The 13,500-nt window shown below is 67.0% G+C and carries 12 protein-coding genes; 10 read left to right on the plus strand and 2 right to left on the minus strand.

Features of this window, described 5'->3' with window-relative positions:
• The first annotated feature begins 104 nt into the window (after window positions 1-104).
• The 7 genes from OIK44_RS06195 to OIK44_RS06225 all read left to right on the plus strand — a co-directional run bounded on the left by OIK44_RS06195 (window position 105) and on the right by OIK44_RS06225 (window position 7,387).
• A complete protein-coding gene (locus OIK44_RS06195; RefSeq protein WP_273669863.1) occupies window positions 105-875 on the plus strand; it encodes an ABC transporter ATP-binding protein in 771 nt (256 codons plus the stop codon).
• Window positions 872-1,624: an ABC transporter ATP-binding protein gene (locus tag OIK44_RS06200; RefSeq protein WP_273669864.1), complete on the plus strand. Its 753-nt coding sequence runs from the start codon at window positions 872-874 to the stop codon at window positions 1,622-1,624. Before OIK44_RS06195 ends, OIK44_RS06200 begins: the two co-directional genes overlap by 4 nt.
• Window positions 1,621-2,616 carry a branched-chain amino acid ABC transporter permease gene (locus OIK44_RS06205; RefSeq protein ID WP_273669865.1) on the plus strand — a complete coding sequence of 332 codons (996 nt, stop codon included), beginning with the start codon at window positions 1,621-1,623 and terminating at the stop codon, window positions 2,614-2,616. Before OIK44_RS06200 ends, OIK44_RS06205 begins: the two co-directional genes overlap by 4 nt.
• On the plus strand, window positions 2,613-3,683 hold the full coding sequence (locus OIK44_RS06210) for a branched-chain amino acid ABC transporter permease (RefSeq protein ID WP_273669866.1): 1,071 nt from the start codon (window positions 2,613-2,615) through the stop codon (window positions 3,681-3,683). The genes OIK44_RS06205 and OIK44_RS06210 overlap by 4 nt, the downstream gene beginning before the upstream one ends.
• 18 nt (window positions 3,684-3,701) lie before the next feature.
• Window positions 3,702-5,258, plus strand: a complete 1,557-nt coding sequence (locus OIK44_RS06215; RefSeq protein WP_273669867.1) for an acyl-CoA synthetase — start codon at window positions 3,702-3,704, stop codon at window positions 5,256-5,258.
• Window positions 5,255-6,142 carry a MaoC/PaaZ C-terminal domain-containing protein gene (locus OIK44_RS06220; protein ID WP_273669868.1) on the plus strand — a complete coding sequence of 296 codons (888 nt, stop codon included), beginning with the start codon at window positions 5,255-5,257 and terminating at the stop codon, window positions 6,140-6,142. Before OIK44_RS06215 ends, OIK44_RS06220 begins: the two co-directional genes overlap by 4 nt.
• 249 nt (window positions 6,143-6,391) lie before the next feature.
• The gene (locus tag OIK44_RS06225; protein WP_273669869.1) at window positions 6,392-7,387 is read left to right on the plus strand and encodes a porin; all 996 of its coding nucleotides are present in this window, start codon (window positions 6,392-6,394) and stop codon (window positions 7,385-7,387) included.
• 97 nt (window positions 7,388-7,484) lie between these two features.
• Here OIK44_RS06225 and OIK44_RS06230 read toward each other — a convergent pair whose 3' ends face one another.
• Window positions 7,485-9,239, minus strand: coding sequence for an allantoate amidohydrolase (locus OIK44_RS06230; protein WP_273669870.1), 1,755 nt, complete (start codon window positions 9,237-9,239; stop codon window positions 7,485-7,487).
• Window positions 9,240-9,339: 100 nt separating this feature from the next.
• Entirely contained in the window at window positions 9,340-10,278 is a 939-nt protein-coding gene (locus OIK44_RS06235; RefSeq protein WP_273669871.1) for a LysR substrate-binding domain-containing protein, read from the minus strand.
• A gap of 132 nt (window positions 10,279-10,410) precedes the next feature.
• Between OIK44_RS06235 and OIK44_RS06240 the strand changes: the two genes are divergently transcribed.
• The 3 genes from OIK44_RS06240 (at window position 10,411) to OIK44_RS06250 (ending at window position 13,473) form a co-directional block, all read left to right on the plus strand.
• Window positions 10,411-11,628 (plus strand): urate hydroxylase PuuD, encoded by a 1,218-nt coding sequence (locus tag OIK44_RS06240; protein ID WP_273669872.1) that lies wholly within the window; start codon window positions 10,411-10,413, stop codon window positions 11,626-11,628.
• A gap of 76 nt (window positions 11,629-11,704) precedes the next feature.
• Entirely contained in the window at window positions 11,705-12,937 is a 1,233-nt protein-coding gene (locus OIK44_RS06245) for a M20/M25/M40 family metallo-hydrolase (RefSeq protein ID WP_273669873.1), read from the plus strand.
• A 74-nt stretch (window positions 12,938-13,011) separates the two neighbouring features.
• A complete protein-coding gene (locus tag OIK44_RS06250; RefSeq protein WP_273669874.1) occupies window positions 13,012-13,473 on the plus strand; it encodes a cache domain-containing protein in 462 nt (153 codons plus the stop codon).
• The last annotated feature ends 27 nt before the right edge of the window (window positions 13,474-13,500 follow it).

The following is a 13,500-nucleotide window of genomic DNA, read 5'->3' on the forward strand; positions in this document are numbered from 1 at the left end:
GCGCGCCGCCGCGGCGCGTTCCGCACGTCCTGGCGGGCGCAGCCGGTCCGCCAGCTTCTTTTTGCAGGTATTTTTGCCGCCTCGATGCGCGGCCCGGGTTCCCCATGTCCATTTCTCTCGAAACGCGCGCGCTGACCGTCAATTTCGGCGGCCACGTGGCGGTCAAGCAAGTCTCGTGCGCCTTCCGGCCCGGCACGCTGACGGCCATCGTCGGCCCGAACGGCGCCGGCAAGACCACGTATTTCAACCTCATCTCCGGGCAACTGCCGTCGACGGGCGGCCAGGTGCTGTTGCACGGCCAGAACTTGACGCGCCAGGGCGCCGCCGCCCGCGCCCGCAGCGGCCTGGGCCGGGCCTTCCAGCTGACCAATCTGTTTCCCCGCCTGTCCGTGCTGGAAAACGTGCGCCTGGTGCTGCAGGCGCGCCACCGCACCGGCCTGCGCCTGCTGTCGACCTGGTATAGCGAGCGCCACCTGATCGAGGAGGCCGACCAGATACTCGAACAGATCGCCCTCGGCGCCCGGCGCGACACGCCGGCCAGCACCTTGCCGCACGGCGACCAGCGCAAGCTGGAGGTCGGCCTGTTGCTGGCGATGCGGCCCGAGGTGTTCCTGTTCGACGAGCCGACGGCCGGCATGAGCCACGACGAGGCGCCGCTGATACTCGACTTGATCGCGCAGATCCGCCGCCAGCGCGACAAGACCATTCTGCTGGTCGAGCACAAGATGGACGTCGTCGAACGGCTGGCCGACCGCATCGTCGTGCTCAACCAGGGCCAACTGGTGGCCGACGGCGCGCCGGCCGAGGTGATGCGGATGCGCGTCGTGCGGGAGGCGTATCTGGGCGCCGACGCGGCGCTGGGGGAGGCGGCATGAGCGCGCCCCTGCTGAGCCTGTCCGGCGTGCACACGCACATCGGGCCTTACCATATTTTGCAGGGCGTCGACTTGCAGGTGCCGCGCGGCCAGTTGACGATGTTGCTGGGCCGCAACGGCGCCGGCAAGAGCACCACGCTGCGCACCATCATGGGCCTGTGGCGCGCCAGCGTCGGCGAGATCGGCTTCGGCGGCGCCTCGCTGAAGGGCTTGGGCACGGCCGACATCGCCAGGCGCGGCATCGCCTATGTGCCGGAAAACATGGGCATCTTCAGCGACCTGACGGTGCGCGAAAACATGTTGCTGGCGGCGCGCTCCGGGCCGCTGGACGGCGCGCGCCTGGAGTGGATCGTCAAGCTGTTCCCGTCGATCCGGCAATTTTGGAGCAAGCCGGCCGGCAAGCTGTCGGGCGGGCAGAAGCAGATGGTCGCGCTGGGCCGCGCGCTGGCCGAGCCGCGCGCGCTGTACATGTTCGACGAGCCGTCCAAGGGGCTGGCGCCGGTGATGGTCGACAGCATGGTGGCGGCCTTGCGCGCCTTGAAGGAGGAGGGCGCGACGGTGCTGCTGGTCGAGCAGAACCTGGCGGTGGCGCAGGCGCTCGGCGACAGCGTGGCCGTGATGGACGCCGGCCGGGTGATCCACCACGGCGGCATGGCGCAGCTGGCGGCCGACGCCGATCTGCAACAGCGCCTGCTCGGGCTGCACCTCGGCGCCGCGCCGCAGCGCGCGCCGGCGGGGGTTGCGCCATGATGGCCCTGTCCATGCAGAGGTTCGAGCGGAACCTGCCGAAGCTGGTGTTGCCGGCCTTGCTGCTGCTGGCGCTGCCGCTGCTGCCCAGCCTGCCGACGTGGGCCACGCTGAGCATCGCCGGACTGGCGATGGGGATGATGATCTTCATCATGGCCAGCGGCCTGACCCTGGTGTTCGGCTTGATGGATGTGATGAACTTCGGCCACGGCGCCTTCATCGCCGTCGGCGCCTTTGTCGCCACCAGCGTGCTGCAACTGATGCCCGGCTGGATGCAGGCCGACAGCCTGCTGTTGAACGGCGGCGCCGTCGGCGTCGCGCTGCTGGTGGCGGCGCTGGTGACGGGCTTGCTGGGCTGGGGCTTCGAGCGCCTGATGATACGGCCCGTGTACGGCGCCCACCTGACGCAGATTCTGGTGACGACCGGCGGCCTGATCGTCGCCGAGCAGTTGATCCACGTGATCTGGGGGCCGGAGCAGATTCCGCTGCCGCGCCCGGCCAGCCTGCGCGGCGCGTGGGTGTTCGGCGACGTCGCCGTGGAAAAATTCCGCCTGCTGGCGGTGGCGCTGGGCCTGCTGATTTTCGGCGTGATGTGGCTGGTGCTGAACCGCACGAAAATCGGCCTGCTGGTGCGCGCCGGCGTGCAGGACCGCGAGATGGTGGAAACCCTGGGCTACCGCGTCGGCCTGCTGTTCGTCGGCGTGTTCGTGGCCGGCTCCGCGCTGGCCGGGCTGGGCGGCGTGCTGTGGGGCTTGTACCAGGAAAGCGTCAGCGCCGCGCTGGGCGCGCAACTGATGGTGCTGATCTTCATCGTCATCATCATCGGCGGCCTCGGCTCCGTCGGCGGCTGTTTCGTCGGCGCGCTGCTGGTCGGCCTGACGGCCAACTACGCCGGCTTCCTGGCGCCCAAGGTGGCGCTGGGCGCCAACATCCTGCTGATGGTGCTGATCCTGCTGTGGCGCCCGCAGGGCCTGTTTCCGGTGGCGTCGCGATGACGGCCCGCTGGCTCTCCGCCGCGCTGTCGGGCGACACGCCGCGCAGCCGCCTGCTGGCCGGCCTGCTGCTGGCCGTCTTCGTCGGCCTGCTGCTGGCGCCGCTGCTGTTCCCCGGCACGCGCGCGCTCAACGTCGCCGCCAGGATCTGCGTGTTCATCGTGCTGGCGGCCAGTTACGACCTGCTGCTCGGCTACACCGGCGTCGTCTCCTTCGCCCACACGATGTTCTTCGGCATAGGCGCCTATGGCGTCGGCATCGCCATGTTCCAGTACGAGGCCGACGGCCTGGCCCTGCTGGCCGGCGCGGCCGCGTCGCTGCTGCTGGCGCTGTTACTGGCCTTGCTGCTGGGCGTGCTGTCGCTGCGCGTGCGCACCATCTTTTTCGCCATGATGTCGCTGGCGCTGGCCTCCTTCTTCGCCACGCTGGCCTCGCAGTTTTCCGCCTTCACGGGCGGCGAGGACGGCCTCAGCTTCAAGCTGCCGGCGTTGCTGTCGCCCGCCACCGAGTTCTTCGGCGGGCCGCTGCTGGGCGTGGTCTGGAATGGCAAGCTGCTGACTTACTACCTGGTGTTTTTCTGCAGCCTGGCGCTGTTCTTGCTGGCCCTGCGCGTGGTCAATTCGCCGTTCGGCAAGGTGTTGCAGGCGATCCGGGAAAACGACTTCCGCGCCGCCGCCATCGGCTTCAATCCCGTGCTGTACCGCACCGTGGCCAATTGCCTGGCGGCCCTGCTGGCCTGCGCGGCCGGCATCCTGTACGCGCTGTGGCTGCGCTATGTGGGGCCGGACACCACGCTGAGCTTCAGCATCATGATCGACATCCTGCTGATGGTGGTGATAGGCGGCATGGGCTCGATGTACGGCGCGGCGCTGGGCGCGGCCGTGTTCGTGATCGCGCAAAACTATCTGCAGGACGGCATGAAACTGCTCAGCGGCGCGCTGGAGGGGGCGCCGCTGCTGGCCAGCCTGTTCCATCCGGACCGCTGGCTGCTGTGGCTGGGCGTGCTGTTCATTCTGAGCGTCTACTTTTTCCCTAGCGGCATAGTCGGCCGCCTGCGCGGCAAGCCTTAACATTCGAAGGAGGGGCATATGTATGTAGTGGATTACCTGCACAAGCAAGCGCTGCAGCATCCGGACAAGATCGCGCTGGTCGACGTGGCCAGCGGCCGCACCGTCAGTTACCGCCAGTTCAACGAACGCGCCAGCCGCTTCGCCGAATACCTGCTGGGCGCCTGCCGCTTGCAGCCGGGTGCGCGCGTGGCCGTGCTGGCGCATAACTCCTCGGACTATCTGGAACTGTTGTACGGCTGCGCCAAGGCCGGCATGGTGATGGTGTGCCTGAACTGGCGCCTGGCGCCGGCGGAGTTGCTGCCCATTTTGCGGGACGCCGATCCGGCCGTCCTGGTGTACGGCCCGCCGTTTGCGGACAGCGTGCGGACGCTGCGCGCGCAACTGCCGCAAATGCAGGCGTGGCGCTGCATCGTCGTCGGCGCGGCCGGCGACGGCGCGGCGCCCGGCTATGAAAGCTGCCTGGCCGGCGCCTCCGGCCAAGTGATCGAGATGCCGCCGCGCGGCATGGACGAAGTCTGGCATTTGCTCTACACCTCAGGGACCACCGGCACGCCGAAGGGCGTGATGCAAACCTACGGCATGGTGTTTTTCAACGCCGTCAACTGCATGCTGGCGACCGGCCTGTCGGGCCGAGACGTGCTGCTCAACGTGCTGCCCTTCTTCCACACGGGCGGCCTGAACCTGTACACCAACCCCGTGCTGCACGCCGGCGGCACCGTCCACATCATGCAGCAGTTCGACGCCGGCGCCACCATCGAACTGCTCGACAGCAGCGTCACGCTATTCCTCGGCGTGCCGGCCGTGTACCTGCTGATGAGCCAGCACCCGGCTTTCGAGGCGGCGCAATTTCGCGCGATGCGGCACTGGTCGGCCGGCGGCTCGCCGGTGGCGCACAGCCTGCTGGAACGCTATCAGGCCAAGGGCATCACGATCTGCTTCGGCTTCGGCATGACCGAGACGGGGCCGACCGTCTTCATCTGCGACCCGGACACGGCGCGGCGCAAGGTCGGCAGCATCGGCCGCCCGGTCGGCTCGATGCGCACGCGCGTGGTGCTGGCCGACGGCAGCGACGCCGGCCCGGGCCAGCGCGGCGAACTCTATATCAACGGCCCCGGCGTCACGCCCGGCTACTGGAAACTGCCGCAGGCCAGCGCCGAGGCCATCGTCGACGGCTGGCTGCGCTCGGGCGACATCGCCTACTTCGACGCCGACGGCGACTACTACATCGTCGACCGGGCCAAGGACATGTACATCTCCGGCGCCGAAAACGTCTACCCGGCCGAAGTGGAAAACGTGCTGTTCCAGATGGTGCAGATCGCCGACGCCGCCGTCATCGGCGTGGCCGACGAAAAATGGGGCGACGTCGGCGCCGCCATCGTCGTGCTGAAGGCTGGCCAGCCGCTGGCGCCGCAGGAACTGCAGGCGTTTTGCCGCAGCCGCCTGTCCGGCTACAAAGTCCCAAAACACGTGGTATTCCTGGACGCGCTGCCGCGCACGCCGTCGGGAAAACTGGAAAAACACAAACTCCGCAGCCAATTCGCCGACCTTGGCGAGCATGAAAGAAACGCCCGATGAACCATCTCCCCAGCGGCTTCCGCCAAGTGCTGAAGCAAAGCGATTTCGACCGTTTCGCCATCCTCAGCGGCGACGACAACCCGATCCACTGCGACCCCGAGTTCGCCGGCCGCAGCCACTTCGGCGCCACCGTCGCGCACGGCATGTTTTTGTACGGCCTGATCTACCGCGCGCTGGCCGACGCCGTGCCCGGCAAGGGCATGCTGCAAGTGGAGCAGGAATTGATGTTCCCCCACCCCAGCTTTGCCGCCGACGAAGTCGACGTGCAGGTGGCGCCGCTGCCGGCCGCCGCCGACGGCAGCCACTGCTTCAGCACCGTCGTGTGCAAGTGGGTGGACGGCGCGCGCATCGTCACGGCGGAAGGGCGGGCGCGCGTCATCGACGCCGGCCGCGGCGAGGCGCTGCAGGCATATGCCGGCAGCCAGGACGGCGCGGCGCGGCCGGCCGGCGCCAGCGACGCCGAACTGCGCGGCCTGCGCCGCGGCATGCGCGCGCGCGCCGAACGCACCCACAGCGACGCCGACCTGGCCGCCTACGCCGCGCTGACGGGCGACAGCAACCCGCTGCACCACAGCGACGCCTGGGCCGTCGGCCACGGCTTCGGCGGCCGCCTGGTGCCGCCGCCGCTGCTGGCGGCCATGTTCTCGGACCTGCTCGGCACCCGCCTGCCGGGGCGCGGCACCGGCTGGATGAAGCAAACGCTGCGCTTCCTGGCGCCGGCCTATATCGGCGAGCGCATCACGGCCGACGTTGAAATCATCCGCCTGCGCGCCGACAAAGACCTGGTCAACCTGGCCAGCGTGCTGACCGGCGCGGACGGCCGCACCATCTGCCGCGGCGAATCGCTGGTACTGGTGCGCAATCTGGAAGCGCCGGCCGGCTGACGCCGCGCGGGCCCGGCGCCCGCATCCCTTTAGCACCCCCGCATCGCCGTCGCGGCACGGCGCGGCGGGCGTGCGCCCAAAGCGGGGAGGCATTTCCCGAACCAGCCGCCGGCGCGCCAGTGCGCGCCGGCGGCGGACAGTATCTGCCGGCGGGGCCTAGCGGCGCCGCCGGCCGGACCCACCCCGGGCAGAACAGACAAACGAAGCTGCTCGCCCGGACACGCTGCACATAAAAAACGGAGACATACAATGCATAAAAAGACAAGCATCCTCATCCTGCTGGCGGCGCTGGCCGGCGCGGTGCAGGCGCAAAGCGGCGTCACCATCTACGGCTCGATCGACGGCGGCCTGCGCAATCAAACCAACGTCAACGCCGCCGGCGACAGCAAACTGTCGATCGGCTCGAACGGCCAGTACTACCCGAACCGGCTGGGCTTCATCGGCAGCGAAGACCTGGGCGACGGCATGAAAGTGCACTTCAAACTGGAAAGCGGCTTCAACACCGGGACGGGCGCGCTGGACAACAGCGGCGGGCGCCTGTTCAACCGCAGCTCCTGGGTGGGCGTATCGGGCAAATGGGGGCAACTGAACTTCGGCCACCAATACACCATCGCGTTTTTCACCGCCAACGACTACGACCCCTTCAACTACAAATACGCCTACATCATCCCCGTCTCGGCGGCCACGGCGGGCGGGCGCTACGACAACAACATCCAATACACGGGCACCTTCGGCGCCTACAAAGTGCGGGCCGAATACGCGCCCGGCGAAAAGGCCGGCAACGCCGGCACGAACACGGCCAAAGCGGTCGGCCTGAGCTACGCCGACGGCCCGCTGAACTGGGGCGGCGCCTACAGCCGGCGCGACGTCGACGGCTACAGCGACACGCACTACACCGTGGGCGGCGCCTACAAAACGGGCGGCTGGCGCCTTGCCGCCGGCTACATGGACGACAAACTGGCGACGGCGACGGGCAGCGACAGCACCACCAAAAACGCCTGGGGCGGCCTGAGCTACGACGTCTCGCCGCAACTCATCGTCACGGGCGCCTACTACCAGACCAAAGTATCGGTGGCCAACATCGGCGGCGCCAAAAAACTCGCCATGCTGGGCGTCGTCTACTACCTATCCAAGCGCAGCAACCTCTACGCCGACATCGACCATGCCAAACTGAGCGGGCGCTCGCGGATCGGCGCGCAGACCAGCCAGACCGGCATCTCGATCGGCATCGACCACCTGTTCTAATCTTGCTTCACCCCCTGGGGTCAGGTCTAGACATGGCGGTTTTACTTGAGTGCGCAAGTAAAACCGCCATGTCTAGACCTGACCCCATTTTTGGTTTTTAGGAAGTCGGCTGGAAGTGGCGCAGGAAGTCGAGCAGTACCCGCGCCGCGATGTCGGCGTCGTCGGCCGTTATCGTTTCCAGCGGGTTGTGGCTGATGCCGCCGTTGCCGCAGCGGGTGAAGAGCATGCCGATGTCGGTGACGGCGGCCATGGCCATGGCGTCGTGGCCGGCGCCGGACGGCAGGTCGTGGCGCGGCAGGCCGGCCCGTTCCACCGCCGCGCCCAGTTGCCGCATGAGCCAGGGCGCGCACGGCGCCGCGTCGGCCGAGACGATGGCTTGGATGTCACTGGTGATGTTGCGCCGCGCGCAGATGGCGGCGATGCCGTCGAGTATGTCGGCGACGGCCGCCAGGCGCTCGGTGTCGTCGGCGGCGCGGATGTCGAGCGAGAGTTTGCATTGGCCCGGGATGACGTTGACGGAGCCGCCCGGTACGTCGAGCTGGCCGACGGTGCCGACCAGCGCCGCCCCCTGGCCGCAGCGGCGCTCGACCAGCAGGACGATTTCGGCGGCCGCCGCGGCGGCGTCGCGGCGCATGTGCATCGGCGTGGTGCCGGCGTGGCTGGCCAGGCCGCGCAGTTCGACCAGGTAGCGCGAGCTGCCGTTGATGGCCGTGACGACGCCCAGCGCCAGGTCGCGCTGCAGCAGCACCGGCCCTTGTTCGATGTGGACTTCGATGTAGCCGAGCAGGCCGGCCGGGTCGCGTCCGATGGCGGGGATGGCGCCGATGTCGTGGCCGGCCGCGGCGATGGCCGCGCCCATCGTGATGCCGTCGGCGTCGCGCTGTTGCAGCAGCGCCAGGTCGAATGTGCCGGCCACGGCGTTGCTGCCCAGGAAGGTGCTTTTGAAGCGCACGCCTTCTTCTTCCGCGAAGCCGATGATGTCGAGGTGGAAGGGCAGGCGTTCGCCCCGTTCGTGCAGGTGCCGGACGACGGCGATCGGCAGCAGGATGCCGAGCCGGCCGTCGTATTTGCCGCCGTTGCGCACGGTGTCGTAGTGCGAGCCGGTGATGAGCGTTTTCGCGCCCGGCGCGTCGGAGCGGTAGCGGCCGACGACGTTGCCGACGGCGTCGATGTGCACGTGCATGCCGGCCGCGGCCATCCATTCGGCCAGTTGCGCCGCCGTCTTGCGGTGGGCTTCGCTCAGGTAGGCGCAGGTGAGGTTGTCGGGGCTGTCGCTCCAGGTGGCCAGGGTGGCCGACCATTGCATGATGGCGGGGCCAAATTCCAGTGCGCAGCCGAGCAGGTCGTTGAGGCGCAGTTCGGCGATGCGCTTGATCTGGCGCAGGCACTCGGCGATTTCGTCGCCGCGCTGTTGCTGCAGGCGGCGCGCGAAGGTGGCGATGATGTGCTGGCGCGTCAGGCCCTCGCCGTCCGGCCCTTTGACGGCGAGGATGAAGGGGAAGCCGAATTTGGCCTGGTAGTCGGCGTTGAGGCGCTGCAGCGCGGCGAATTCCTCGGCGCTGCACAGGTGCAGGCCGGACTTCGCTTGTTCCCCGCTCGACTCCCGCGTCAGCGCGCCGGCGATGGCGGCCTTGCCGGCCAGTTCCGGGTGGGCGCGGATCAGCTCCAGTTGCCGCTCCGGCGCGGCGGCGTTGACGGCCGCCTGCAGCGCCAGTTTCAGGGCGGTGGCGCTGGCGAAGGGGCGGGCGGCGTAGGCGCGCTGCGGTATCCACGGCGAATGTTCGTAGATGCCGCCCAGGCGTTCGATGAAGCCGGCTTCGTCGCAGCCATTCAATTCTGTCAGTGTCGTCATGGTTTTCTATCCGCTCGTGCCAGCGCCGATCATAGCGCCTTGCGCATGGCCGTGCCATATGCGGGCGCTGATGGGGGACCTCTGCCGCGCCATATACGCCTTATTTGAGGATCAGCGTCTTGGCCGCCTCGCTGACCTGGTCGCGCAGCCATTTGTGCTCGGGCGCCTGGTGCACGCGCTGGTGCCACAGCTGGTAAAAGCGCATGGGCGGGAATTTGAGCGGCACCGTGTAGCTTTTCAGCGGCAGGGTTTTTTCGTAGAAGCGCATGAATTGCCGGCCCGTCGTCAGCACCAGGTCGGTTTGCGTCAGCATGTAGGGGATCAGGCCGAAGTAGGCCGATTCCACGACGACGTTGCGTTGCATGTTCTGTTTTTCCAGGAAGGCGTCGATGACGCCGTGGTAGCCGGGCATCATCTGCGACGGCGCCACGTGCGGCAGGCTCAGGTAGTCTTCCAGCGTCATCGCGTCGCTGGCCGTGCGCTTGGCGTAGGCGCTTTCGGCGCGCATCGTGCAGATGATCGGGTCTTCGAACAGTTTCGAGATGTGCAGGTGGGCCGGCGGTTCGTCCCAGTTGGCGATGACGAGGTCGAGCTCGCCGTCCGACAGCAGGCGCACGTGGTCGATGCCGGCGCCCAGGCTGTGGATGACGACGCGGCTTTTCGGCGAGCCGCGCCGCAGCAGCGCGACGACGTTCGGCAGGAATTGGCTGTCGAGGTAGTCCGGCGCGGCGATGTGGAAGGTGCGCGCCTCTTCCTGGGCGACGAAGGGGGTCTTTTTGACGAACAGGCTTTCGGTCTGGTCGAGGATGCGCTTGGCCGGCTGCATCAGGCTTTCGCCGTGCTGGGTCGGCACCATGCCGCGCGCGCCGCGCACCAGCAGCGGGTCGCCGGTCAGTTCGCGCAGCTTGCGCAGCGAGGCGGAAATCGAGGGCTGCGGCTGGTTCAGCTTGAGCGCGACCCGCGATACGTTCTTTTCCACCAGCAGCAGGTAGAGGATGCGGATCAGGTGCAGGTCGAGGTGTTGCGGCAGGCTGGACATCGTGGGGCGATCCCTGTTGTATATCGGTTGGAATATGTTAAATATACGATATTTTTCATATCCCGTGCGCCGATTCAGTTTATCTTCTGTAAATTAAGCCAAATCAAGCCCGGCCTCGATTGAAGGAGCGTGATGGAAGTGTTTGCCTACCTGATTCCCTACGGCCTGGAGTGGCTGAACTTGCTGATCCGCTGGTTGCACATGATTACCGGCATCGCCTGGATCGGCGCCTCGTTTTACTTCGTCTGGCTGGACAATTCGATCCGCCCGCCGGCGCCCGGCTCCGAGCTGGCGAAGAAGGGCGTGTCGGGCGAGTTGTGGGCGGTGCATGGGGGCGGTTTCTACCATCCGCAAAAATACCTGGTGGCGCCGGCCGAGTTGCCGAAGAACTTGCATTGGTTCAAATGGGAGGCGTATTCGACCTGGCTGTCGGGCATCGCCTTGCTGACGATCGCCTACTACTTCAACGCCCAGGCGATGATGATCGACAAGTCCGTGGCCGACCTCAGCAGTTGGCAAGCCATCGGCGTCGGCGTCGGCACGCTGGTGCTGGGCTGGACCGTCTACGATCTGCTGTGCCGCTCGCCGCTGGCCGGGCGCGAGCTGTACTTCGGCCTCGTCGTGTTCGCGCTGGTGGTCGGCGCTGCCTATGCGCTGACGCAGTTGCTGAGCGGGCGCGCCGCCTACATCCACGTCGGCGCGATGATAGGCACCATCATGGTCGGCAATGTGCTGATGCTGATTATTCCGGGCCAGCGCAAAATGGTCGAGGCCATGTCGGCCGGCAAGTTGCCGGACCCCAGTCACGGCCTGCGCGCCAAGCAGCGCAGCGTGCACAACAACTATTTCACGCTGCCGGTGCTGTTCATCATGATCAGCAACCACTATGCGATGACTTACCGCAACGAGCATGCCTGGCTGGTGCTGGCCTTCATCATGGCGGCGGGCGTGTTCATCCGCCACTTCTTCAACCTGCGCCACAAGGGCCGCCTGGCCTGGGGCTATCCGCTGCTGGGCGTGGCCTTGCTGGTTGCCGTCGCCGTGATGATCGCGCCGGCGCCGCCGCCGGCGCGCGCGGCGCCGGCCGATCCGGCGGCGCAGTTTTTCAAGGTGCAAGCCGTCGTCGCGCGGCGCTGCGCCAGCTGCCACGCGGCGCGGCCGAGCCAGCCCGGCTTTGCGACGGCGCCGGCCGGCATCATGCTCGACACGGAAGGGCTGATACGCCAGCATGCGGCGCAAGTCTACAAGCAGGCCGTGCAACTGAAAGCCATGCCGATTGGTAACCTGACGATGATGACGGAAGACGAGCGCGCGCTGCTGGGCGCCTGGTTCGAGGCCGGCGCCAAATAAAGCCCTGGGAGCAGGTCGAAAAACGTATCACAAATCAATTTAACGCGGTGTTTGCATATCACCGCCAAGGAAGACAATGAGCAATACGCGCGCACAACTGAGTAATTGGATAGACGCCCATTTCGACGAGGAAGTGGCTTTTCTACAACAGGTCATCCGGGTGCCGACCGACACGCCGCCCGGCAACAACGCGCCGCACGCCGACGCCGTCGCCGAGCTGCTGCGGGGCTTCGGCTGGCAGGCGGAAAAGCACGCCGTGCCGCAACAGGCGGTCGCCGACTACGGCATGGAAAGCATCACCAACCTGATCGTGCGCCGCCCCTACCAGGCGGGCGGCCCGACGCTGGCGCTGAACGCCCACGGCGACGTGGTGCCGCCGGGCGAGGGCTGGACCTATCCGCCCTACGGCGGCGTGATCGACAAGGGGCACATCCACGGCCGCGCGGCCGCCGTGTCGAAATGCGACTTCGCCACCTACATCTTCGCCGCCCGCGCGCTGGAAGCGTTGGGCGTGCCGCTGAAGGGCAGCCTGGAGCTGCACTTCACCTACGACGAGGAATTCGGCGGCCTGCTGGGGCCGGCCTGGTTGCTGGAGCAAAAACTGACTAAGCCGGACTTCGTCATCGCGGCCGGCTTCGGCTACAACATCATCACGGCCCACAACGCCTGCCTGCAGCTGGAAATTACCGTGCATGGCAAGTCCGGCCACGGCGCGATGCCGGAAACGGGGCATGACGCCTTGCAGGCGGCGAACAAAATCCTCAACGCCATCTACGCCCAGTTGCCGGCGCTGAAAAAGATCAAATCCGGCGTGGCCGGCATCGACTCGCCGACCATGCTGGTGGGGCGCATCGACGGCGGCACCAACACCAATGTGGTGCCGGGCAAGGTGGTGATGAAGATGGACAGGCGCATGATCCCGGAAGAGAACCCGGTCGAGGTCGAAGCCCAGCTGCGCGCGCTGATCGAGGACGCCGTGCGCGGCGAGCCGGGCATCCGCGTCGAGATCAAGCGCCTGCTGCTGTCGCAGGCGCTGCGGCCGCTGCCCGGCTCGGAGCAACTGGTGGCCGCGCTGCAAAAGAATGCCCTCCTCATCCTCGGCGAAAGCATCCCGGCCCAGGGCACGCCGCTGTACGCGGACGCCCGCCTGTACGGCGAGCACGGCATTCCGGCCGTGCTGTACGGCGCCGGGCCGCGCACCGTGCCCGAGTCGAACGCGAAGAAGGCCGACGAGCGGCTGGCGCTGGACGACTTGCGCAAGGCCACCAAGGTGGTCGCGCTGACGCTGCTCGACTTCCTCGCGGCCTGAGCGCGGCGGCGCCTGTTGTGCTCCGGCGCAATGTGGCGCACTATGTTTGTCACCAATAACCATAGGAGACAAGCATGCGCAAACTGATGAGTGTGATCGTGATGTGCTGGGCCGCCGCGTTCAGCGGCGCCAGCCAGGCGGCCAGCGAGCACGGCTCGGCGGCCGAGGCCGTTGCCTTGGTACACAAGGTCATCGCCTACATGAAGGCCAACGGCCGCGACAAAACCATCGCGGAAATCAACGACCTGCACAGCACCCGCTTCCGCGACCGCGACCTGTACGTGACCATCAACGACCTGCAGGCGAAAAACCTGGCGCACGGCGCCAACGTGAAAATGCAGGGCAAGGACTTGATCGAGCTGAAAGACGCGGACGGCAAGGCCTTCATGCGCGAGCGCCTGGAACTGGCCAAAGCCAAGGGCAAGGGCTGGCAAGACTACAAATTCGTCAACCCCGTCAGCAAGCAGATCGAACAAAAGTCCATGTACTTTGAAAAATACGAAGACATGATCGTCAACTGCGGCATCTACAAGTAAGCAAAGCCGGGGACAGACCACGATTTT

Source organism: Janthinobacterium fluminis, from assembly GCF_028595325.1.
GTDB classification, from domain to species: domain Bacteria; phylum Pseudomonadota; class Gammaproteobacteria; order Burkholderiales; family Burkholderiaceae_D; genus Janthinobacterium; species Janthinobacterium fluminis.

What these genes read in the sequence shown, in the direction of transcription:
- OIK44_RS06195 (WP_273669863.1), top strand. Translation starts at nt 105, where the DNA reads ATGTCCATTTCTCTCGAAACGCGCGCGCTGACCGTCAATTTCGGCGGC.
- OIK44_RS06200 (WP_273669864.1), top strand. Translation starts at nt 872, where the DNA reads ATGAGCGCGCCCCTGCTGAGCCTGTCCGGCGTGCACACGCACATCGGG.
- OIK44_RS06205 (WP_273669865.1), top strand. Translation starts at nt 1,621, where the DNA reads ATGATGGCCCTGTCCATGCAGAGGTTCGAGCGGAACCTGCCGAAGCTG.
- OIK44_RS06210 (WP_273669866.1), top strand. Translation starts at nt 2,613, where the DNA reads ATGACGGCCCGCTGGCTCTCCGCCGCGCTGTCGGGCGACACGCCGCGC.
- OIK44_RS06215 (WP_273669867.1), top strand. Translation starts at nt 3,702, where the DNA reads ATGTATGTAGTGGATTACCTGCACAAGCAAGCGCTGCAGCATCCGGAC.
- OIK44_RS06220 (WP_273669868.1), top strand. Translation starts at nt 5,255, where the DNA reads ATGAACCATCTCCCCAGCGGCTTCCGCCAAGTGCTGAAGCAAAGCGAT.
- OIK44_RS06225 (WP_273669869.1), top strand. Translation starts at nt 6,392, where the DNA reads ATGCATAAAAAGACAAGCATCCTCATCCTGCTGGCGGCGCTGGCCGGC.
- OIK44_RS06230 (WP_273669870.1), bottom strand. Translation starts at nt 9,239, where the DNA reads ATGACGACACTGACAGAATTGAATGGCTGCGACGAAGCCGGCTTCATC.
- OIK44_RS06235 (WP_273669871.1), bottom strand. Translation starts at nt 10,278, where the DNA reads ATGTCCAGCCTGCCGCAACACCTCGACCTGCACCTGATCCGCATCCTC.
- OIK44_RS06240 (WP_273669872.1), top strand. Translation starts at nt 10,411, where the DNA reads ATGGAAGTGTTTGCCTACCTGATTCCCTACGGCCTGGAGTGGCTGAAC.
- OIK44_RS06245 (WP_273669873.1), top strand. Translation starts at nt 11,705, where the DNA reads ATGAGCAATACGCGCGCACAACTGAGTAATTGGATAGACGCCCATTTC.
- OIK44_RS06250 (WP_273669874.1), top strand. Translation starts at nt 13,012, where the DNA reads ATGCGCAAACTGATGAGTGTGATCGTGATGTGCTGGGCCGCCGCGTTC.